At 46.3% G+C, this 20,215-nt stretch carries 20 protein-coding genes and 1 tRNA gene; 7 read left to right on the top strand and 14 right to left on the bottom strand.

Going from position 1 to position 20,215, the window contains the following annotated elements; all coding sequences use genetic code 11:
• Window positions 1–72: 72 nt before the first annotated feature.
• A complete protein-coding gene (locus DOM22_RS04275; RefSeq protein ID WP_142699188.1) occupies window positions 73–1,617 on the bottom strand; it encodes an Ig-like domain-containing protein in 1,545 nt (514 codons plus the stop codon).
• Between the two features lie 198 nt (window positions 1,618–1,815).
• On the opposite strand from DOM22_RS04275, the gene DOM22_RS04280 reads away from it, so the two are divergent.
• Window positions 1,816–2,301, top strand: a complete 486-nt coding sequence (locus DOM22_RS04280) for a hypothetical protein (RefSeq protein ID WP_142699189.1) — start codon at window positions 1,816–1,818, stop codon at window positions 2,299–2,301.
• Between the two features lies 1 nt (window position 2,302).
• Here DOM22_RS04280 and DOM22_RS04285 read toward each other — a convergent pair whose 3' ends face one another.
• The gene (locus DOM22_RS04285) at window positions 2,303–2,689 is read right to left on the bottom strand and encodes a septal ring lytic transglycosylase RlpA family protein (RefSeq protein WP_142699190.1); all 387 of its coding nucleotides are present in this window, start codon (window positions 2,687–2,689) and stop codon (window positions 2,303–2,305) included.
• Window positions 2,690–2,973: 284 nt separating this feature from the next.
• Between DOM22_RS04285 and DOM22_RS04290 the strand changes: the two genes are divergently transcribed.
• Both DOM22_RS04290 and DOM22_RS04295 read left to right on the top strand, forming a co-directional pair.
• Window positions 2,974–4,092: a DegT/DnrJ/EryC1/StrS aminotransferase family protein gene (locus DOM22_RS04290; protein WP_142699191.1), complete on the top strand. Its 1,119-nt coding sequence runs from the start codon at window positions 2,974–2,976 to the stop codon at window positions 4,090–4,092.
• Between the two features lie 163 nt (window positions 4,093–4,255).
• Window positions 4,256–4,675, top strand: coding sequence for a hypothetical protein (locus tag DOM22_RS04295; RefSeq protein WP_142699192.1), 420 nt, complete (start codon window positions 4,256–4,258; stop codon window positions 4,673–4,675).
• A 58-nt stretch (window positions 4,676–4,733) separates the two neighbouring features.
• Here DOM22_RS04295 and DOM22_RS04300 read toward each other — a convergent pair whose 3' ends face one another.
• Window positions 4,734–5,210, bottom strand: a complete 477-nt coding sequence (locus tag DOM22_RS04300) for a hypothetical protein (protein WP_142699193.1) — start codon at window positions 5,208–5,210, stop codon at window positions 4,734–4,736.
• Window positions 5,211–5,402: 192 nt separating this feature from the next.
• Here DOM22_RS04300 and DOM22_RS04305 point away from each other — a divergent pair, with 192 nt between their 5' ends.
• A complete protein-coding gene (locus DOM22_RS04305; protein ID WP_142699194.1) occupies window positions 5,403–6,245 on the top strand; it encodes a serine protease in 843 nt (280 codons plus the stop codon).
• Here the strand turns inward: DOM22_RS04305 and DOM22_RS04310 are convergent.
• Window positions 6,242–6,445 carry a hypothetical protein gene (locus tag DOM22_RS04310; RefSeq protein WP_142699195.1) on the bottom strand — a complete coding sequence of 68 codons (204 nt, stop codon included), beginning with the start codon at window positions 6,443–6,445 and terminating at the stop codon, window positions 6,242–6,244. The genes DOM22_RS04305 and DOM22_RS04310 overlap by 4 nt on opposite strands.
• A 247-nt stretch (window positions 6,446–6,692) precedes the next feature.
• Between DOM22_RS04310 and DOM22_RS04315 the strand changes: the two genes are divergently transcribed.
• Window positions 6,693–7,805 (top strand): glycosyltransferase family 4 protein, encoded by a 1,113-nt coding sequence (locus tag DOM22_RS04315; RefSeq protein WP_142699196.1) that lies wholly within the window; start codon window positions 6,693–6,695, stop codon window positions 7,803–7,805.
• Between the two features lie 45 nt (window positions 7,806–7,850).
• Here the strand turns inward: DOM22_RS04315 and DOM22_RS04320 are convergent, their stop codons facing one another.
• Together DOM22_RS04320 and DOM22_RS04325 are read right to left on the bottom strand one after the other, a co-directional pair.
• Window positions 7,851–9,656, bottom strand: coding sequence for a M3 family oligoendopeptidase (locus tag DOM22_RS04320; RefSeq protein ID WP_142699197.1), 1,806 nt, complete (start codon window positions 9,654–9,656; stop codon window positions 7,851–7,853).
• Entirely contained in the window at window positions 9,656–10,744 is a 1,089-nt protein-coding gene (locus tag DOM22_RS04325; RefSeq protein WP_142699198.1) for a DUF2252 family protein, read from the bottom strand. Before DOM22_RS04325 ends, DOM22_RS04320 begins: the two co-directional genes overlap by 1 nt.
• Before the next feature lie 143 nt (window positions 10,745–10,887).
• Here DOM22_RS04325 and DOM22_RS04330 point away from each other — a divergent pair, with 143 nt between their 5' ends.
• Window positions 10,888–12,264, top strand: a complete 1,377-nt coding sequence (locus tag DOM22_RS04330) for a YncE family protein (protein ID WP_142699199.1) — start codon at window positions 10,888–10,890, stop codon at window positions 12,262–12,264.
• Window positions 12,265–12,296: 32 nt separating this feature from the next.
• Here DOM22_RS04330 and DOM22_RS04335 read toward each other — a convergent pair whose 3' ends face one another.
• The 3 genes from DOM22_RS04335 to DOM22_RS04345 all read right to left on the bottom strand — a co-directional run bounded on the left by DOM22_RS04335 (window position 12,297) and on the right by DOM22_RS04345 (window position 14,138).
• Window positions 12,297–13,367, bottom strand: coding sequence for an alkene reductase (locus DOM22_RS04335; RefSeq protein ID WP_142699200.1), 1,071 nt, complete (start codon window positions 13,365–13,367; stop codon window positions 12,297–12,299).
• 112 nt (window positions 13,368–13,479) lie between these two features.
• Window positions 13,480–13,863 carry a hypothetical protein gene (locus tag DOM22_RS04340; protein WP_142699201.1) on the bottom strand — a complete coding sequence of 128 codons (384 nt, stop codon included), beginning with the start codon at window positions 13,861–13,863 and terminating at the stop codon, window positions 13,480–13,482.
• A gap of 198 nt (window positions 13,864–14,061) precedes the next feature.
• Window positions 14,062–14,138: transfer RNA gene (locus DOM22_RS04345), tRNA-Arg, on the bottom strand.
• A 302-nt stretch (window positions 14,139–14,440) separates the two neighbouring features.
• Here DOM22_RS04345 and DOM22_RS04350 point away from each other — a divergent pair.
• The gene (locus tag DOM22_RS04350) at window positions 14,441–15,784 is read left to right on the top strand and encodes an alkaline phosphatase D family protein (RefSeq protein ID WP_168196548.1); all 1,344 of its coding nucleotides are present in this window, start codon (window positions 14,441–14,443) and stop codon (window positions 15,782–15,784) included.
• Window positions 15,785–15,801: 17 nt separating this feature from the next.
• Here DOM22_RS04350 and DOM22_RS04355 read toward each other — a convergent pair whose 3' ends face one another.
• From DOM22_RS04355 to DOM22_RS04375, 5 genes are all read right to left on the bottom strand, one after another.
• Window positions 15,802–16,623, bottom strand: coding sequence for a YihY/virulence factor BrkB family protein (locus tag DOM22_RS04355; protein ID WP_246845842.1), 822 nt, complete (start codon window positions 16,621–16,623; stop codon window positions 15,802–15,804).
• A gap of 98 nt (window positions 16,624–16,721) precedes the next feature.
• Entirely contained in the window at window positions 16,722–17,468 is a 747-nt protein-coding gene (locus tag DOM22_RS04360; RefSeq protein WP_142699203.1) for a hypothetical protein, read from the bottom strand.
• A gap of 140 nt (window positions 17,469–17,608) precedes the next feature.
• On the bottom strand, window positions 17,609–18,520 hold the full coding sequence (locus tag DOM22_RS04365; RefSeq protein WP_142699204.1) for an MBL fold metallo-hydrolase: 912 nt from the start codon (window positions 18,518–18,520) through the stop codon (window positions 17,609–17,611).
• Window positions 18,501–19,283, bottom strand: coding sequence for a lysophospholipid acyltransferase family protein (locus DOM22_RS04370; protein ID WP_142699205.1), 783 nt, complete (start codon window positions 19,281–19,283; stop codon window positions 18,501–18,503). Before DOM22_RS04370 ends, DOM22_RS04365 begins: the two co-directional genes overlap by 20 nt.
• Window positions 19,280–20,215, bottom strand: a complete 936-nt coding sequence (locus tag DOM22_RS04375) for a phosphatidate cytidylyltransferase (RefSeq protein WP_142699206.1) — start codon at window positions 20,213–20,215, stop codon at window positions 19,280–19,282. Before DOM22_RS04375 ends, DOM22_RS04370 begins: the two co-directional genes overlap by 4 nt.

Raw genomic sequence — 20,215 nt, forward strand, 5'->3', positions numbered from 1 at the left:
GACCTGGAGGAGGAGCCTATGTGAACTCCTCCTTTGGAAAAGAATGCGTGAACGTCAGGATTTTAGACAGCCCTAGTCGACGATATCCAGATACACGGACTTATCCAGGAAAGGGAAGACTGGTACAGAGTTGAATACTTCGTCATATGAGAACTTAAACATATTTAAGCTCATGATCGAGATCTCTGCGATCACTGTTCCTGATACGTTACCTTCGTAACGGCTGTGGATAAGTGGCGCATTCAAAAGGATTCTTTCAAAGGACACATTACGACCTTCCGTGCGGCAAACCGCATCGTACAAAGGACCGTTTTTAGCTTCGATCAAAGCGGCCTCAGCCACCACGGCATCGCCTGTCGCTTTCGGACTTGTCGAGTTTCTGACGAAGTTTCCAGGCACTGTCCAGAATGTTGAATAACGATTCACCAAAGAAGAAGTACCATAGCTTGCCGTGTTGGTTGCATAGCGATCAGATGGGTCGCAGAAGCTGCCATTCTTTTTCACTGTGCCCAACCCCATGCTGATAGATTTGCTGCTAGTAATTTGTAAGTTGCGAGTCGTGTCGTTGTTTGAATAATTGATAGCGCCGTACATGAAGACGGATCCCACCACATACAGGCGACAACCCGTGCGGGATTTAATCGTCACGTTATCCAAAAGCAATGGACCGCGAATCGCCACGTCACCTTCACACGCCAGCTCACCACTGTTTTGGAAGAAGGTACCTTGGTCTTTCAAACCTGACAAAGCAACAGAATCCGCAGCGTCTTTGAAATACTTGATGCGCTCAGAAGCCGCCATTTGGAAAGCAGTTGTGATATTGGCATCTGTCGGCGCACCGATATAGACGCTTTTCTTAGTCAGAACTTGCGCACCTTTAGTTGTGGCATAGGGGGAACTCGCCAGCTGAGCTTTGATGTAAGCGCTTAACGTCGTCGCATTAGCAGCTGTCGCGATGGCTGCAGGTAAATTGGCCTGTGGCACGATCACGTTTTTATCAGCTGGCATGGAGATCGTGTTAAAGCTGTTACCGTGGTCTCCGTAAACGGAACCGCTTGTCCAAGTTATATTGCTTGGAGAGCCTTGACCCATAAAGTAGCTTGAGCCGTAACCAAAATCAGTGATGATATTAGACGCCACTTGCGCGTGACATTGGATACAACCCATCCCGCGGATCGCTAAAGCTGGTTGGAATGTGGTGAAGCTGTTGCCGACGCTGACCTTCACTGTAAACTGGATTGTCGCGCCATCTTTATCTGTAACAGCCACAATGATATTGTCGTTACCGCGGAAGCCATAGTTTGGAGTGTATTTAAATTTATAAGTGCCTTTGTCAGTCACTTCGATTTTGCCGTTCAAAGCGGCACCCTGGTTGGCAGCGATGAACGAGATTTTGTCAGCGATCGGGGCGCGAGTTGGGTCGGCTTGAAAATCGATTGCGGTATTCATTTTAGTTTCTAAAAGCATGTCGGGAATAACTTTGGCTTCGGCGTTGCCACCGCCACCGCTGAGGCTAGCATTCACAGCGCTTGAGAAGTGAGCATTCGGTGCACAGTTCTGGAATGTAACGATGAGTGCTGCACTCGTGATGGCTAAACCAAGAAGTCTCATTTTCATACAGTTTTCCCCCGCAACGTCTGGATTCCGCTGGTTTCAATACATTGTCGTTTGCAATATTGTTACCAGCTTAAAACGAACTTGGTGTTCACGGCGTTTAGTTTATTCGACAGTGTCTGTCAGGTAGTCAATTTCTAGACCAGGGGCTGGGGGAAAACTCTCTTGGAAAGGGACAGTATGGAGTCAAAGGAGTCCCCTATGGAAAAAGCAATGCTCTCTGCCATTTGTGTATTCTTGATTTCAATGGCTTCTCAGGCAGCCACTAGCTCGTCCAATCAAACCCCTATCGAGCCAGCTCTCAGCTGTACGAACAAAGTTATCAACGATGTTTATATTCCAAAACTTCGTGAAGTTGTTGATTGGCCGGATGATCAAATTCGTCCTTATGCGATTCAGATGTGTCAGTTGGAAAAAAAACGTGGAGAGTTGCAGGTCTCAATCCGTGATCGAGCGGTGCAAATGCGCAATGCGAACTGGAGAATCTGCAAAGAGGTCATCCCGGGAAACCCGAACCCAACACCTGCTGAGTGCAAAATCGCTCATGGGCAAATTATCAATGACCTGATCGATCACTGCATCGAAGTCGTCAATATCGGGCACAATCCTCACAACGTGCAATTGTTCCTGGATCCATTGATGGTGGAAGTCGCTTGTTTGAAAGGTGTGGATACGGCTTTGAAATAATTTATTGGCCAGGGATGGAAACAACTTCCATCTTGATGTGGTCCGTGCCTTTTTGAATAAAGCCAAGCTTTTGAGCTGCGGCCTGTGAGACGTCAAGGATGCGCCCTTTGGTGAAAGGGCCGCGGTCATTGATGCGAACGGTGACCGATTTACCGGTGCTAAGACTGGTGACTTTCACCATCGAGCCCATTGGCAATGTACGATGGGCCGCAGTCAGCTGATTTAGGTCAAATTTCTCGCCGCTGGCAGTGCGGTTGCCCTGATGGCTTTCGCCATACCAGGAGGCCTTGCCTTTAGCGGTACTGCCTGTGTGCAGAGCGCTCGCGCAACTTGGGAGGCCAAATCCCAGAATCAAAAGAGGAATGTAAAGGCGCGAGAATCTTTGCATATCTTCTCCTCGGCATCCCCGGCGTTCTACTTGATTCTCCCTCGGGGGAGCAAGGGCCTCATCATGTTTCTTGTTGTTTTTAATGCCTGGACCATTGCCTAAGGGAAGTGCTCCTCGTAATTGGTTCTAAAATCCTCCTCTGTGTTGTCTATAAGCACCACTCGTGTGGAGAAAGCTACAGTGCTTCAGCCACGCGACGCACAGCCCTTGATTGCACAAATTAAAATCTTAGCGGAAAATATCTTCATAAGACTTATTTTTTAACCTTGGATGAGAGAGTACTTATGAGCATTCAACAAGTTCCATTTATTACTTTGAACCGTTTTGAACCTGGTTTCCGCGATGAGTTTTTGGCAGGCGTTGCCAATCTTTTTGATAAAACTCAATTCGTAGGCGGTCCAATTGTTGGCGAAATGGAAGCAAATCTTGCGACTTACACTAAATCAAAACACGCTATCGGTTGCGCTAACGGAACAGACGCGATTCAAATCGCCCTTCGCGCCGTAGGTGTTGAAAAGAACGATAAAGTTCTGGTTCCAGATATGACTTTCTGGGCAACTTTTGAAGCAGTTGTGAACGTCGGTGCTAACCCTGTGACTGTGGACGTGAACAAAGAATTCTGCCACTGGGATCTAGCGACTTTCAAAAAAGCTGTTGAGCAATTCAAACCTAAAGCTGCCATCATGGTTCATCTTTATGGTTGGGTTACTCCTGAAACTTTAGAAATCAGAAAATTCGCTAAAGACAATGGCGTTGTTTTGATCGAAGACGGTGCTCAGTGTTTTGGTACAGAAATTTCTGGCCAATCTGTTTTGGGAACTGCTGAAATTTCCACGACAAGTTTTTATCCAGCAAAAGTTTTGGGTGCTTCAGGTGATGCGGGCGCAATCTTCACAGCAAACGACACTTACGCTAAAAACTGTCGCACTTTGATCAACCACGGTCGTACGGATCACTACTCTCACGGTATGATCGGTTGGAATTCCCGTATCGGCGCTTACGAATCATTGTTCCTGAACATGTCTTTGAAACACATCGATGCTCGTATCAAATCTCGTATGAACGCAGTTAAATTCTATGAAGAGTCTTTGAAAGGCTTGCCATTAAAACCAGTTCGCGCAGCTTCCACTGTGACAGAGAACGGTTACTGTGCAGTAGCCATGATCGATCCTAAACTTCGTCCGGCTTTGATCGAGAACTTGAAAAAAGCCAACGTAGGTTACGGGACTATTTACCCAGGCGCGATGAGCATGCAATCCGGTGCTCAAAACCACTTGGCAGGTAAAATTGACAATGGCAACGCTCACTACATCTCTCAAGCTGTATTGAACCTTCCATGTTTTGCTTACATCACTCCAGAAGAACTTCAATACGTTGTCGACGTGGTTAAGAAAAGCTTCTAGTTTGCCTTATTCAAATTAAAGAGTCTTAAGCCCCGGTATCGCAAGGTACACGGGGCTTTTTTATCCTTCTAAAATTTGCATCATTGACGTCGAATCGTTCTAATTTACGACGAGCGGAGCTTTGCATATAAACGACCCATAACGAATCTTATAGGGGAATTTTATGAAGAGAATATTAATCGCAATCGCAACGGTTTTGGGTATCACGGCAAGCGCGAACGCTGCAAATTTCGCTGAAAAAGTGGTTTCTGGAAGTGTGAACTACGAACAGGGTCTTAAAGATCTTTATGCCGAAGAAGTGCAGAAGGCGAGTTCGCCACTTTATAAATATGTGACTTCGATTAAAAATGAAAATCCGGATTACTTCATCGCCGACAAAATTGAAATGGAAGATATTTTCGTTATTGAGTCGGGTCAAAGCGGTGGTGTTTTTGAAGTCAATTACTTGATCGTGATTCGCGCTGGTTATAAGAGCAACACTTTCCCCATGGGATACTTGAAGGCTTCTATCAGGGCGTCGATGGACGATGAAAGTCCTTACAAGATTACCATTTCTAAGCCAGCAAAAGTGACGATCGAATAAAGTGAAAAGCCGGGACTCAACCCGGCTTTTTACTTTTTAAGTATGAAATGTTAACGGCTTAGTCGCAGTTCGCGATGGTTTTTACTTTCGAAGAAAGTGGGCGCTCGTGGCGGTAGTCTGACATTTCGTAAACTGATTGAGTATATTCCAGTGGATATTTTTTAGTTTGCTGAACTGATTTTACACAGCGAGGACGAGTGGAATCGTCACGGTTCCATTTAATACAAACCTCTTGAACATAATCACGTGAAGCAGTGATGTACTTTGCTGGGTAGGCAACGACTTTTGGACCGACACAAACTTTTTTAGGGTAGTGAGAATCAGAGTGATCCCAACGGTAGGATTTGCAAATCACGGCTTTATGAGCGGGTACGTAAACTTTGAAGGCGTTTGCTTCTGGTTTATAGCAAATCGCTTGTTTCGTGAATGATCCTTGTTTCGGAACGTAAGGATTAATTGTGCGGTTCAAAATCGTTTCGCCATAAGCGAACGCCAAGCCTGGAACCAAAAGCATAAATGCGATAACGAACTTCATAATATCTCCTAGGGTGTTTGAGGTCTTGGCTTCTATTTTATGTCGTCTATAAAAGCACCCATTTCTTCCGGGAAACGGTGGGTTATTGAATCCAAAAAAAATCCTTTAAATTGCAGTATATGCGCCGCGTTTTTGATGTTTCCGTTGTGACTTCGGGGGCTTATCGATAGGCTTTTGAGCCGGGGGGAACACATGAAACTTATTATTTCTTTACTAGCTGTAATGACAGTAGCGGCAACTGCCCATGCATTGCCACTTCCGAACGCACACCAAATGGTGTCTTTGCCGGAAAATTTCACAGCCCAATACAACTTCGAGGGGATTGTTGGATTGGATAACTGTTCTGGATCTTTGATTCGTTTGGAAAATTCACGTGACACAGACAACGCGTTGGTTTTGACGAATGGTCACTGCTTGGAAACTGGATTTCCAAAACCAGGAACTTATGTTTACGGTAAACCCAGCCGTCGTACTTTCAGGCTGTTCAACGCGGGGATGGAAGTTGTCGGTCGTCTGAACGCAACGACTATCGTTTACTCTTCAATGACTAAAACAGACATGACGATTTACAAATTGGCAGAGACATACGCTGAAATTAAATCTAAATATGCTGTGAATCCATTGTTGCTTGCTTCTCAACGTCCCGTTGAAAAAACGCAAATTGAAGTGATCTCTGGTTATTGGAAACGTGGTTACTCTTGTGAAATTGAAGCTTTCATTCCTTACTTGGAAGAAGCAGGCTTCACTTGGCAGGATTCTATCCGTTACTCACGCCCGGGTTGCCAAGTGATCGGTGGAACTTCGGGTTCTCCAATCGTACAAAAAGACACTCGCACAGTTATTGGTGTTAACAACACAGGCAGCGATTCTGGTGAAATGTGCACAATGAATAATCCGTGTGAGATCGATCAGAACGGTAATAAAAAAGCTTACCGTGGTTACTCTTACGGCGAGCAAACTTTCTGGGTTTATTCGTGCTTGAATCAGTACAATGAACTAGATGTAAACGTAGCTGGTTGCCAGCTTCATCACTAAGAAGCTTCTTCGGACTTCTTCTGCGGTCGAAGGTCTTCGACGCTGACATGATTCTTACGCGGAGCACGTTTGTGCTCCGTTTTTTTTGGTCTATCGAATTCATCTTCACCACGCAAACGACTGATCATCAATTCGTCCATTTCCTTGATGAATTCATAATATTTCAGAACGGTTTCTTTAATTGTCGTTAGAAACTGCATGGCTGTGCCTTCTCCCAAGAGTGAGGTGAGTTTTCATTGTAGAATAGCAGTAAATTCCTGGGGGATTTTTAATAAACTACTGGTCTTTCAGAGGGGAGGATGTGGAGAGAACTCAGATCTTACCGCGGAGGCTGCGGGATTTGCTATGGAAGGCGAAGCAAAGCTTTTAAGAGGGAAAAACAGATCAGTTCATGTATCGCTTCGTAAAACCGAAAAAGTAGTTTAGGCTGTATCTTTCGGGAGTGAGATGTCAGCAGTGATCTTGCAAGTCTGTATGTCAGCTTCATGGGGTGGTCAGGAAATGGTCGCCTATGAGACAGCGGAGTTGCTTCAAAATAAAAATTTAAAATGTGTGACATTGGTTACTGTGGGTAGTCCATTGGCGCTGCGACTGAAAAAAATCGGCTGTGAAGTTTTAGAATGTTCACCGGGCATTTCAGAAAGCCTTCGAAATTTAACAACGCTAAGACGTTTTTTAAAACACCACGCTGTTTCGACGGTGTTGGTGCAACAACTTAGGGATTTGTTTGCGGTTCGCATCGCGCTCCTGGGTTTTGCTAATATCAAAGTCGTCGGCGTTTCCCACACGTTTGTGGGTATTTCAAAAAAAGACTGCTATCACCGCTGGGTGTACAATCGTATTCAACACATGATTGCACTGACACCAGTGCATCGCCAGAACCTTATCAAGCATCTTCCGATCGCACCTGAAAAGATTGTGGTGATTCCGAACTCGGTGGACACGAAGTGGTTCAATCCGCTTCGCCGCGATTCCTTGCTTCGTAAGCAATGGGGCAACGATGATCAGACTTTGCTGATTGGTTTGATTGGGCGCCTGGATAAGGCTAAGGGACAGAGCGTTTTATTAAAAGCAGCGGCTGATCTTAAGGCAGACATCTCCAATTTCAAAATCATTCTAGTCGGCGAGGAAACGTTGAACGAACCCGGTGCTCTGAGTGATCTAAAGACTCAATGTCACGAGCTGGGTTTAGAAGAACACGTTATCTTCACAGGCTTTCGCAGCGATATTCCGCAAATTGCCGCTTCTTTGGATATTTTGGTGATGAGCTCGGATGCGGAAACCTTTGGTCGAGTGATTATCGAGGGCATGGCCTCAGAGGTGGCGGTGATCGCTTCCAAAGCAGGCGGAGTTGTCGATATTATTGATGAAGGGCAGACCGGGTTTATGTTTGAGCCCGGTAATCATGTGGAGCTGGCGCAAAAGATTTTAACTCTTTCAAAAAACCGGGATCTGCGCGCCAAGATCGCTCATAACGGGCGGGAAAAGGCCCTGAGTGAATACGATTTCTCAAAAGTCAGTCAGCGATTATTAGAAACTCTTCACGCAAATCATAATTAGTGAAAAGAAAAGGCGCAGGTTTATCCGGCGCCTTTTTTAGTTTTCTTAATTTGAAATCAAAGTTTCGAAATGATTGATTTTTGCTTTCACGACATCAATTGATTTTTGCCAGAAAGCCGGCTGGGTGATGTCCTCACCCAGGTGCTTTTGAATCAAATCTTCCGCTGACATTCTGCCCGTATCACGTAAGATTGCTTTATATTTCGGCATGAAATCTGCGCCCAATTCTTTGCGGCGGGCATAAATGCTTAAAGAGAACAAATATCCAAACGTGTAAGGGAAGTTATAGAAACTTAAGCCCGCGATATGGAAATGAAGTTTGTGTGCCCAGAAAAGCTCATCTGCTTTTTCAGTGCTGTCGCCATACCATTCTTTCCACACGCTGCCCATCAGGCTGCGAAGCTCGTCGGCACTCAATGTACGCTCTTTGCGGGCTTCATAGAATTTACGTTCAAATTCATAACGAACCGGGATGTTGATTAAAAAGGCCATGGCGCTTTCCAGGTCACCCCAGGCATTTTCAATTTTTTGTTCGCGGGAACCCGAAGTGCTCATCAAAGCGTCGCCCAAAACTGTTTCGGCAAAAACACTGGCAGTCTCTGCCAAAGTCATAGGGTAATCCATCTCGCCTAAAGACATATCGCGCATCACCCAGGAGTGAAAGCCATGACCCAATTCATGAGCCAATGTTCCGATGTCGCTGTTCGAACCCATGTAAGTCATATAAACGCGAGGTTCGCGTTTTGCCAGGAAGCCTGTGCAATAGGCGCCGGTGCGCTTGTTCGGCAATACACGTCCCTCGATCCAGTTGTTATCAACCATCATTTGCACAAAGTCCGCCATTTCAGGGGAGACGTTGGCAAAGGCGTCTTTCACGATTTTAGCGCCTTGTTCAAAGGGCACGGCGTCTGCGGAGGCGGCGATGGGGCTTGGAGCCATCAGGTCCCACAATTCCAATTTATTTTTCTTCATCACCTTCGCCATCAACAAACCAGCTTTTTGAATATCTTTGGTGTTGTTACGGCAAGCCGTGATCATCGCATCCAAAGTTTTTTGAGTGATGCGGTTGTCATTCAAAGGGTTATCCATGAAAGACATGGCTTTAGTATGAGAACGCTTTTGCGCGTCCTCGATGCGCCAGCCAGCCAGGGCATTCACGATGGCAGCAGCACTGTGTTGGTGCTCAGCCCAAGCTTCTTGAATACCGATCCAGGCAGCTTTGCGGTCCGCTTCGTTCGCGGTTTTCGTCAAGGCGCTGGCTTTGGCAAGACCCACCGTTTCCGTACGATCGGCATACTTCAAATGCACGCGCATATTGCCACTGAGTTCGTCGTAAAGGTTGCCCCAAGCGGTATGACCCGAAACCTCTAGGCTGGTCATCAGAAGCTCTTCTGGTTCTGACAAAGCATGCGCCACTTTTTTTCGCTTTTCCTCATAGCTAAAGCGATAGGATTTGATGTGGTCATGATTGAGGATTTTATTGAAAGTGCTGTCATCACATTTTTGAATCATCAAATTCAGTGGAATGATCGCTTGAGATAATTTGGAAAAGAAAATCTGGATTTCAGATTCTTTGGTTTTCGCCTCTGTATTGGTGGAGTTCACAGACAGAAGGCAGTTCACGTAAGTCGACATTGTGGCCGCTGTGATCACGCATTTTTCGTAAGCCAACAGAATATTTTGAATTTGCGTGATGGTTTTATCAGTCGGATTTTGCAAGTCCGCTTTGATCTCGGCAATCTTCTGTTGTAAAGATTCAAGCTCGCCGGTCACGTGATCCCAGTCTTTTTGGAATTCGGGAGAAGTGAGGGTCGGATAAACTGATTCAATGTTCCAAGTAGGACCGTTCATTAGTTGTTCTCTTTCGTCATAAGGTTGACGTAGTTGTTCACAAAAATTTTGAATTCATTAAAATTTAAAACCTGTACCAGAGCCGCCGCACTGGCCTGCTGTCCGTGCCAGCGTCCCAGACGGTTTGCGATGTATAAAGACATCTTTTCCCCATCCTGAATGCTGTGCTCGTCATCGGCAGCTTCGAAATCCAAGTAAGCGTCAAAGCGGGCACGCATTAAGAACTGGCCCCCAGGAGTCGTCACGATTTTATAGGGACCATAGACTGCACGAGTGGGGCGATACACTTGAGCCACATACGGAAAGCGTTGTTCCGGTTCACCCTGATTAGAATAAAAAGACGTTGCCGCCTGAGCTTCAAGTTTAAACTCGACGATATAGCGTTCTTGATTTCTTTGAATCAGATACCAAAAGCGTGGCAGTCCCTGGCTTCCGCCGCTGAACTTAGTTTTGTAACCAGTATCCAAAATCTGATAACCACTCATTGCGGACTCAAAGACTGCTTGGGAGTTTTGAAATAACTTTTGAACAGAATCCGGCGCTTGATTCACGGGAGTCAATTTCGCTTTCGACGAAAAATGATTCTGCTCGGTCATTTTATTCAGATACTTAGCCTGACGTTTAAAATAATCTGCATCCGTGTGAGCGATGGACTCTTGAAGGACTTCGGGCTCTTCTAAGGCTTGTCCTTGAAGTCCGCTGAGATAAGCCTCAAAGATTTGTGACAGTGGAATTTTAAAAGGAGAAACTTGGTTGCCCGCTGCATAGCGAATCAAATCGCCAGCGAAGGGTGCGTTGCCTCCGCCATCATCAATGTCAATCAAAGTAAATTCACGGCCGCCGTCTGCCAACTGCACGTCACCAAAATTTTGAATGTGCGGGTCACCGACCACAACTCCTTGAACTGCCAACATTGCAGAACTTTGCTGTTTCAACCAATTCCAGTAATGAGGTGCGTTCGCGCGGAAAGCATTAAACAGTCCTGATTCATGGTGCCACTCAGCTCCCATAACTGTTGCGTAGTTTTCCGAATGAGCTGGAACTCCAGGGACCATTAAGAATGCGAATATCAGAAGGATTGCTTTCATTGCGGTCAAATTAACAAAGCCATTATCCGAAGGCAAGGTGACCTTTGGTTAAGACTTTGTTGGCATTTAGCACGTTACAAGATGGTCAATTGAGACCGAGCCGATCTCGCAATAAACCTGGCTTACTTTCAAAGGAGAATCCCATGAAGCGGCAGATTTTTACTGTGGCCTTGGCTTTATATTCTTGCGTGGCTGGAGCCTCGGCGAGCGATTTAAACGCCTTTAGCACCAAAGATTTCTTTAAAATGACCCTTCCCACCGGCTGTCAGCCGAAAGGCGCGAAGGTTGCTCCCGATGGGCGTTACCTTTACTTGGCAGAAATGTGTGGAAAGACCGATCCCAAAACCAAGAAAAGAGTTCCTACTGCTTCGATTTATGACCTTGAAAAAATGACCCTGTCTAAAACATTGATCACGCCAGTGGGCATTCGTAAAGGTATTTTGGCGAATACCGAAGTGGACTTTTCCTATGACGGCAAGTGGGCTCTGATTGCGCGGGCGGAGGGCAATTCTGAGTCACAAATTTATAAAGACCAGGGCTTGGTTACGGTCGTCAATACGCAGACTCAAAAGATCGCAAAGTATATTCCCGTATATGGACAGGGGGCAAAAATTATTGCCACTCGTCCAGTCTTATCCCGCATCAGAAATCCTCAGCAGATTATCTATGTTGCCAATTATTTTTCTGATGACATCAGTGTTTTGGATATCACCAATCTGAAGGACGACGGCGTTTTGAAAGGGGATTCGTACTTTGTTAAAAAGATTGATTTGAATTCACACTTTAAACCACCTGTGAATCACGGCTATCAAATTGCGCCAAGGGGAATTGCTTTTTCTCCAGATGGTAAGTACGCGTTTGTTCTCGCCACAGAAACAGGAAGTCTGTTCGTTGTGGATTCTATTGAACACAAACAGGTTGCGGAGTTGGCTCCGATCAGTAGAGACGCCGCCGGCAGAGATCTAAATCTTCGCCATATCGTGATTTCACGAGACGGAAATTATGCTTATTTAAGTCATATGCGTGGTAACGCTGTTTCGCGAATTGATTTGCGCAGGCTTATGTCTGTGGTGGAGGCTTTGCCAGAAAAAGGACCGAACGTCGTTTTGCCAGCGACATTGTGGCAGGAGCTTTTCGTTCCATTTGCAACAGCGACGGGTCCAAAAAACATTCTGGTGCTAGAGGACTATCCAAAAGATCATCCTAACTTCCCGAATAAAAAATGGCCTTTGGCTCACCCGAACACGATTGTTTTAGATCCGGTTCAGAATCGCTATCTGTATGTGTCTTCCAGAACGACATCGACTGAAGGTGATTCGGAAGTGAATGCCGGAATCATGGGCAAGGTGGACATCATTGATACTCAAAATGGTGCGGTCGTTTTTACCTTGGTCGGGGGAGCTCAACCCACGGCTTTGGATATCACTCCAGACGGAAATACACTTATTTCCGGCGCGCTGATCGGGGCTAAGTTGTTTATTTATGACGTCGGAAAATTGATCCGACTTTACGAAAAATAGAAAAGAAAAAGGTCCCTCAAGGGGACCTTTTTTTATTTGTAGTCGTTGTAACCTTTTTCACCGGGAGTGTAGAAGGTCGTGGGGTCGTACGGTGTTAGGGGTTTTCCCTCTTTCAATTTCGCCACAAGATCGGGATTTGAAATAAATGGACGACCGATAGCCACCAGGTCACCTTTTTTATCCATCAGATCTTGCTCAGCTCTTTTTTCATCATAACCGCCGGACGTGATGTAAAGGCCTTTGAAATTTTGCTGAATCAGTTTTTTGATTTCGGGATTAACGGGAGGAGCACCCATCGCACTGTGATCAACGACGTGAATATAAACCAATCCTAAGTCGGACAGTTTTTGGGCAAGTGTAGAATAGAACTTCTCGATGCCTTCAAAAGGACCTGTATCGTTGAAAACGCCATATGGAGAAACGCGAATACCTAAACGGTCGCCACCAATTTTTTCCACTGTGCCTTTGGCGATTTCCAAAACAAAACGCATGCGATTTTCATCGGAACCACCATACATATCTGTGCGCTTGTTCGATTTAGGATTTAAGAATTGCTCAATCAAGTAGCCATTGGCACCGTGAAGTTCTACGCCGTCAAAACCTGCTTGAATCGCAAGCTCCGCACTCTTGATGTATTCTTGAATCGTGGCTTTGACTTCCTCGGTCGTCATTTCATGGGGAGTTGTGTAGGGCTGCTCTTGCTTCGTGTCGGTCCAAATTTTTCCAGACAAGGCAATCGCTGATGGCGCTACCATTTTAGCACCAGGAGGCAAATTGTCAGGATGAGAAGCGCGGCCCGTGTGCATTAGCTGTGCAAAGATATGTCCGCCTTTGGCGTGAACAGCGTCAGTGACTTTTTTCCAGCTGGCAGCTTGCTCTTGATTAAACAGTCCCGGGATACGGGCATAGCCCAAACCGTTTGGTGACGGAGAAATTCCTTCAGAAATAATCAACCCAGCAGAGGCGCGGTCAGCATAATATTTAGCGATCATATCATTTGCTAAATTTCCAATCGCACGGGAGCGGGTCATCGGTGCCATTGCCAGTCGATTTTGCAGTTTAATACGGCCTAATTGTACAGGTTCAAAAAGAGGACGGTTCATAACGGATCCTTTCCAAATGTGATCATAATTAGTAACAATAATGAGCACACTTTAAAAAAAGACAAGCTGATATTTAACTAGGTCCCAGAACTAATTTATGACAAGGAAGTGTTTATTTTGTAGCTGTATTTTTCTCGATGCACTCAACATTCTCAGTCGGCGCCGAAGGCTTCAAATGTTCGATACGAGCGGACTGAACTCCCCCAGCCGCCGCACGTTGTTTTGTGACCAAAACTCGATAACTCCAATTCTTAAACTCCAAATTTTCCGAAGTCGCAGTCAAATAAGCCCGCACCGGCTCCTTAGAAAGAATCAAATTATCAACCATCACCAGCCAGGTAGTAGCCTGAAACGCCCTACCATCTGTCAGCGTACAAACCACAAAATTCCCATCAGCATCCTGAGAAAGTGAATCAGGATCAACATCCGTCTCCCCAGGAGCAGCAAAAGAAAATGAAGCAGCCAAAGTAAGAAGGACGGTGATAATTAGTTTCATAAACCCAATATACCCCAAGGGCGGCGCCGAAGGCCAGCCCAACAGAAAACACGCGTTCACCATTTTCCTCTCTGCCGCAAGCTCCACAGCCAACCGAAAGAGAAAACGAAGGGCACGAAAAAAGATCGAACCGAAATACAAACTTAACTAACAAGGAAAGAAAAGAGCGAGGACTGACCGAAGCGGCAGAGAGGAAAATGGTGATTCCGGTACGACTCGAACGTACGACCCTCTCCTTAGAAGGGAGATGCTCTATCCAGCTGAGCTACGGAACCACTTGGCGTTAATATCGCCGAAGGGGCACAAACTAGCAAATTGATTCCCAAATTCCAAGCCCATGACCGCACTTTTTCACTCATAATGCGTTGCATCGGAGCATGGTGGACCCATTTGATTTCTAATTGGTGCCGTCTACTGAATCAAAAACCGCAGGCCTTCGGATGGAGTTGCAGCTTTAAAGCCGCTTGAAGTGCCTTGGGGTTGCAAGCAGGAATGTAAACCGGCGGTTTCCAAGGTTGAGCATTCGTAAAGCTAAATGTGTTGCCAGCCCTGGGAATCGTTGGTCAAGTCGACAGCTATGAAATTCATCAAAGCAAATCTTCCTCGTCGTAAGTTTCTTCAATACTTGGCTGCCATCGCTCCGGCTGCCTGGCTTGCGAAAGCCCAAGCCCTGACAGCGAATGATTCTGGCGACGTCACCTCGACAGCGCGACAGCTCGCTGCCGGCAGAAAAATGCCGATGTTGCAGACATGGGCTGATGAAACGAGCGCTTTAGTTGTCGTGATGGGACCGAAGGGCCTTACGTTTGATTCGCAAAACAACGCGGGCTTAACGGTGCAACTTATGCGCGCTGATGATCTTGGCAGCCAATTCACTTTGTATCGCCTGCAAGTTACGGGTCTTTCCCCAACGGCTTACAGTCAGATCGGTGTCTACAATCAAAACCGTCTGGTGGATGTGCGTTCGTTGAAGGGCCTTGATATGACTCAAGCCTCTCCGAATCTGGCTGTCGCATCTTGCGCGAACTTCCGTAAAACCGAAGGACAAGAATACATCTACCCTCGTTTTCACGAAGCTAAGACCGATGCGATTTTCTTTATCGGGGACATCGTCTATAGCAATTCACGTGTGGGTTCTGTTTTCAAAACTCCTGAGGAACCAAGTTCGGCTCTGGCTCGCTATGTGGAAACGTGGAGAACCGTGGATCTTTATCAGATGGAGCCCTTGGTTCCAACGTTGGCTATGTGGGATGATCACGATTACGGTCAGAATAATGGGGATGCGACCAATCCTTACCGCGACCAGATGAAGGCGATCTTTAGATCCTTCTATCCGATGCCAGAGGTGCATGAGCGTTTAAGCTATGGCCCGGGTGTTTCGTTTCGCTTAAGAGCTTTCGGAATTGATTTCCACTTCTTGGATGATCGCAGCTTCCTTGTAAATCAAGTCACTCAGTGGGGCGAGCAACAGGAAGACTGGTTCTTTAAAGACTATCTTGCAAGTTCAAATCCCGCGTGGATCATGAACGGTGTTCAGTTTGTACAATACGCTCCCGTTGGCGAAAGTGTTCAAAGGGGAGGGCTCCCATCTTTGCAACGCTTAAGAAACGTCATCAAAGCAAACATGAAGCCAGTCGTTTTTGTGACGGGCGATGTTCATTACTCCCAGATACAATATCTTTCGAAAGAGTATTTCGGATTGAACACGTATGAGCTGACTTCCAGTGCGATTCACAGCTCGTCAGTGGGGGAGTGGTTGCGCAGATCTCAAGAAGTCGGGCAGCTGTTTTATTATGGCGAATCGAACTTCTTCATCGTGAAGCCACGAATCGAAGCAAAAGCGATGCAGCTGGAAGTGTCCTGCGCAACCGCGACGGGAATTTACCCAACTGTTTCGGCTCCACTAAGAATTGAAACTTAAGTGCCGCGGGTCACTTACTAAGTGATGTGACGTTTTTGTAGGCTTGCGCAAAGGGCGACGCCGCCTAAGATCACGTACCATAGTGAAAGAATCCACAAGGTCAGGATCGGGATCGCGGCAAAGGAGCCATAGATTTTATTGTAGTTAAATACTCCTAAGGTCAGATAGGAGAAGCCTTTGTGCACTCCGAACATTCCAGCAGCACCCAACAGGGAACTTACAAAGGCCGAGCGCCAGTGCACGGGAAGATCGGGGACTAATTTGTAGATCAGGAACAAGCTTCCAACCAAGACCATGCCGTTCATGAATCCTGTCGGTAAAAGCTTACGAACCACCTGGAATTGATCCAAGGTATTAAAGCCCACATAGATCGCCAGGAAAACGGGAATCAAAAGGATCAACACCCATTGATAGATCAAACGCTTGTAAAAGGGACGGGTGTTTTTCTGGTTCCATACGCGGTGAATGCCGACTTCCATATCGTGCAGCAGGCGCAAAGACGTGATGAACAAAAACACGGCCCCTGTTGTTCCGACTTTCCCGGCATTGATGTTTTTTAAAAAGATGCGCAGATATTTTGTCAAATCACTGCCGGCCGCTTCACGCAGGTTCATTAGCAAAAAGAATTCAACTTTGGGATAGAGAGCTTCAAAGCCACCGATAGACTGAAAGGTCGCCGTCACGACCGCAAGAAAAGGCACCATACCCAGGATCGTAGAAAACGAAAGGGAGCTTGCCACCAATGCAAGTTCACCATCCCGCATTTGTTGGACAGTGTCTTTGATGACGCCCCAAAAGTTTTTAAAATTCGATTTAACTTTGCCGATCATTGCTGCCATTCCTTACTTCACCATAACGGCTAAATCTGAAAAAGGGCATTAAAAAAGGGATGCCGGTCTGGCATCCCTTTTGGAAACTTATTTGTTAACTGTCGTGATTAGTTTTTGCTAGCCACGCGGCTTTTTGAGCCTTTTTTCTTTTTCTCTGCCTTACAGAAAGCTACATCTGGTTTTTTGGCTTTTTTGCCAAGCTTCGCGACTTTTTTGCAGTCCACTTTTGGCTTCTTAGCATTCGCTTTTGCCAGAGCTTTTTTCTCGGCTTTACAGAAAGCTACGTCATTTTTCTTAGCTTTCTTGCCAGCCTTCGCTACCTTTTTGCAATCCACTTTAGGCTTTTTAGCGACTTCTTTTTTGCTTTTAGTTGCGGCCATTTTTTTTGCTGGCAGTTTGGAGCTCTTGCGGGGCGAATCAAATGAAGAAGAGCCATAAACCTGTGGTTCTTCCGGTGCAACGTTGGCGATAGCCGGTGTCGGTTCACCTTGCCAGCTTGGAGCGGCACGTTCCATTTCTTCGTTCACAGTTTTTTGTGGCAGGTTTTGAGAGTCACCAGCTGAGTTGTCAGCGGGGCCTTGAGTTTTAGCAGCAATATCGCTTGCCGCTTCTGCAACATACGGGTCGGCATGGTTAGAAAGCTCTGCGCCTTCTTGAGCAGGTTCCGCAGCGGCTTGTTCGCCACCAGCAGCAGGAGTTTCTCTGGCGGCATCTGGATCAGACAGATCCAATGGGTCTGTTGGTTTTGGCTGTTCTTGTGTTGCAGGAGCTTCGCTAGATCCCATCCAGGATTTCATCGTCGCGCAGGAAATCATAAATGAACTGAGTGTTGCTAGAACTAGTAAATTTCTCATGGTGTCCCTCTCGTAAATGTTATCAGCATAACAACACTATCGGCGGGAACTTTGATAAACAAAACAGTGTTCTCAAAATAGAGCGTTCCCATTTGGGGCGCTTATGAACACTGTTGGAAAAGAGGTAAAAAGTTCGTCAGTTATAACCAGAATCGTTTTTGGACCGCAAAATCATGGCCATTTCGTTCAATCAAGGCAGCATCACAGTAGGGATCATGCTCAAAAAAGAGATACCACTTTTTATCCGCAGCTTCGCCCAGATAGTGGGTTTTTTCTTCCATCAAAACCAGGGGCTGCAAATCATATCCCATCAACCACGGTATTTTCACGTGAGTGCTGGTAGGAACCATGTCGGCGCAATACATCAGGCCGTTTTGGCCGTCAGTAACTTGGATAATTTGTTGGGACTGAGTGTGACCATTTGAAATAATGCAGGAGATTCCAGGAATGAAATTCTGAGTTGGACCATCCAAAAGTTTTAAGACTCCCGCATCGATCAGCGGTTGAAAATTCGCTGCATAGTAGCTGGCTTTTTCACGCAGGTTTGGGTGGCTGGCAACCTCGAGGTTTCCTTTTTGCGCCCAATAAGTGGCTTTGGGGAAAGTTGGAACAAGCTTGCCATCTTTTTCCGTCACGCCACCGCCGGCATGGTCAAAATGGAAGTGGGTGATAATCACATGATGGATGTCTTCAGGATTTAAACCATGGGCTTTAAGGGACTTCATCAGTGTCGGCCCGCTTTGATCCATTCCGTACATTTCCGCAAACTTATTACCGAGCTTGTCGCCGTACTTCGCAACGAAGTCAGCTCCGTTGCCCGTATCGATCAGAACGTTGCAGCCAGGGGATTTTAAAAGTAAACCACGGGCTTCCATCTGAATGCGGTTCTTGTCGTCAGTGGGATTGGTTTTTTCCCACAAAACTTTGGGAACTGTTCCAAACATCGCTCCGCCGTCCAAGCCAAAGATTCCCGTAGGAACCGGGCACACTTCATAGGGACCGATTTTCAAGTGAGCTTTTTCAACTTCAAATTTATTCTGCTGAACTGTCATCGGAAGTCTCCTTGATTTCAGGCGAGCTGGTTGGTGTTTCGGCAGGGAAGGCTTCTGGTGAGAAACTCATCACCCAGCTCTTATAAGCAGCATACACCTCTTGAATGGGGCCGGGAGGATGAACGGGACCAACGTGCAAAACCAAGCGACCTGGTTTGGCAAAGAACTGACCTTTTGGCCATAGGTCCGCATTTCCCTCTAGGTACGTGAACAAAATCGGTGTCTGTGTTTTTTCCGAGAAAATGGAAACACCACGTTTGAATTCCTGCACTTTCCCTGTTTGGGAACGAGTGCCCTCGGGGAAAATGATCAGCCACATGCGCGGAAGTTCGGTCAATAGTTTTAGGATCAAATTGACAGCTTCACCCTTGCGATCCTTGCGATCGATAGGAATCGCGCCCAGACAGTGTTGAGAGAAAAACATGAACAGGGGATTTGAGAAAAAATAATCCTTTGCCGCAGCGATGTAAACGCTCAACCAGTAACGGCGCGGGATAGAGGCGGCGATCGAAACCGCATCCAAGTGACTTGCGTGATTGCTGATGATGATCAGCTTGGGATGTTTTTCGTAAACCGTTTTAAACGGCACGCCTGTGACTTTCAGGCGGATGTAAAATTTAAAGATGATATTCTTAAGAATCAAGGACCACAAAAAACGCATGCACACGCTGAAGAAATCAATGTGGCGGGTAAAAAGCGGCAAATGTTTTAAATAAGTCGGCAGTTTCGTCCACTGCTCGTTTTCGTAGTCCCAATCCTTCATAACAGAACCGTCATCACGTAATAATAAATCGGAGCGACAAAAATCAAACGGTCCACACGGTGAAGGAAATCACCTCGGCCGATGATAAAAGGACCCACAGTCTTCATACCAGCATCACGGCGAACCACCGTCATGACCAGGTCACCCAAGAAACCGCCCAGAGAGGCAATCAAGCCCGAAGCCAACCAGTACTTATCCGAACCATCCGGAAGCAAGAAGCGCATGCTGCCAGCCAGGAACAATGTCAGGAAAATGGAAACAGCGGTACTTCCCACAGTACGGCGGGGATTGATAGATGGGAAAAGTCTCCAGCCACCGATATAACGACCGACGGCCAAGTTCGTGTTGTCACAGAACTCTGTCAGGATTATCAAATACATCAACTGATAAATTCCGTTCGGGAACTTCATGATCAAACCCAAGTGCATGAACGACCATCCCAAAAAGATGAACGCCAGTAACGTTAAAGACATGTACTGAATCATGCGCTTGTAAGAGTTTCGGATCAGCGGAACCAAACAGGCGACGCCCAACACGATCATCGGCATCACATTATAGATATCTTCACGATCAAAATAAATACAAGCCGCCAAACCGATGATGCCCGCATAGCAGATCAAAACGAAATTGCTTCGCTGGAACATACCCATGATTTGGAAAAAGATCTTGGCTCCCAGAATTGCCAGGCACGTTAAACAAATCAAGGGCCACGGTGTCGGCAAACCCATAACGATGAACATGATGGGAGCTGCTATCAACCAGCTTTTGATGCTGGCCCAGGATTGGACAAAGTAATAGTTCTTGTTACGGAAGAAAAAGACGATCGCGCCGGAACCGAAGATGATCGAAAGAACGATCATCACGGTCTGACGGTAAATGTGCGACTCCCATGCAGCCGGAATATTCAATGTGATGGGAAGTTGAAAATCCAT

The organism is Bdellovibrio sp. ZAP7, from assembly GCF_006874645.1.
GTDB lineage: Bacteria > Bdellovibrionota > Bdellovibrionia > Bdellovibrionales > Bdellovibrionaceae > Bdellovibrio.

Coding starts and splice junctions, on each gene's coding strand:
- DOM22_RS04275 (WP_142699188.1), bottom strand. CDS start 1,617: ATGAAAATGAGACTTCTTGGTTTAGCCATCACGAGTGCAGCACTCATC.
- DOM22_RS04280 (WP_142699189.1), top strand. CDS start 1,816: ATGGAAAAAGCAATGCTCTCTGCCATTTGTGTATTCTTGATTTCAATG.
- DOM22_RS04285 (WP_142699190.1), bottom strand. CDS start 2,689: ATGCAAAGATTCTCGCGCCTTTACATTCCTCTTTTGATTCTGGGATTT.
- DOM22_RS04290 (WP_142699191.1), top strand. CDS start 2,974: ATGAGCATTCAACAAGTTCCATTTATTACTTTGAACCGTTTTGAACCT.
- DOM22_RS04295 (WP_142699192.1), top strand. CDS start 4,256: ATGAAGAGAATATTAATCGCAATCGCAACGGTTTTGGGTATCACGGCA.
- DOM22_RS04300 (WP_142699193.1), bottom strand. CDS start 5,210: ATGAAGTTCGTTATCGCATTTATGCTTTTGGTTCCAGGCTTGGCGTTC.
- DOM22_RS04305 (WP_142699194.1), top strand. CDS start 5,403: ATGAAACTTATTATTTCTTTACTAGCTGTAATGACAGTAGCGGCAACT.
- DOM22_RS04310 (WP_142699195.1), bottom strand. CDS start 6,445: ATGCAGTTTCTAACGACAATTAAAGAAACCGTTCTGAAATATTATGAA.
- DOM22_RS04315 (WP_142699196.1), top strand. CDS start 6,693: ATGTCAGCAGTGATCTTGCAAGTCTGTATGTCAGCTTCATGGGGTGGT.
- DOM22_RS04320 (WP_142699197.1), bottom strand. CDS start 9,656: ATGAACGGTCCTACTTGGAACATTGAATCAGTTTATCCGACCCTCACT.
- DOM22_RS04325 (WP_142699198.1), bottom strand. CDS start 10,744: ATGAAAGCAATCCTTCTGATATTCGCATTCTTAATGGTCCCTGGAGTT.
- DOM22_RS04330 (WP_142699199.1), top strand. CDS start 10,888: ATGAAGCGGCAGATTTTTACTGTGGCCTTGGCTTTATATTCTTGCGTG.
- DOM22_RS04335 (WP_142699200.1), bottom strand. CDS start 13,367: ATGAACCGTCCTCTTTTTGAACCTGTACAATTAGGCCGTATTAAACTG.
- DOM22_RS04340 (WP_142699201.1), bottom strand. CDS start 13,863: ATGAAACTAATTATCACCGTCCTTCTTACTTTGGCTGCTTCATTTTCT.
- DOM22_RS04350 (WP_168196548.1), top strand. CDS start 14,441: ATGAAATTCATCAAAGCAAATCTTCCTCGTCGTAAGTTTCTTCAATAC.
- DOM22_RS04355 (WP_246845842.1), bottom strand. CDS start 16,623: ATGGCAGCAATGATCGGCAAAGTTAAATCGAATTTTAAAAACTTTTGG.
- DOM22_RS04360 (WP_142699203.1), bottom strand. CDS start 17,468: ATGAGAAATTTACTAGTTCTAGCAACACTCAGTTCATTTATGATTTCC.
- DOM22_RS04365 (WP_142699204.1), bottom strand. CDS start 18,520: ATGACAGTTCAGCAGAATAAATTTGAAGTTGAAAAAGCTCACTTGAAA.
- DOM22_RS04370 (WP_142699205.1), bottom strand. CDS start 19,283: ATGAAGGATTGGGACTACGAAAACGAGCAGTGGACGAAACTGCCGACT.
- DOM22_RS04375 (WP_142699206.1), bottom strand. CDS start 20,215: ATGGATTTTCAACTTCCCATCACATTGAATATTCCGGCTGCATGGGAG.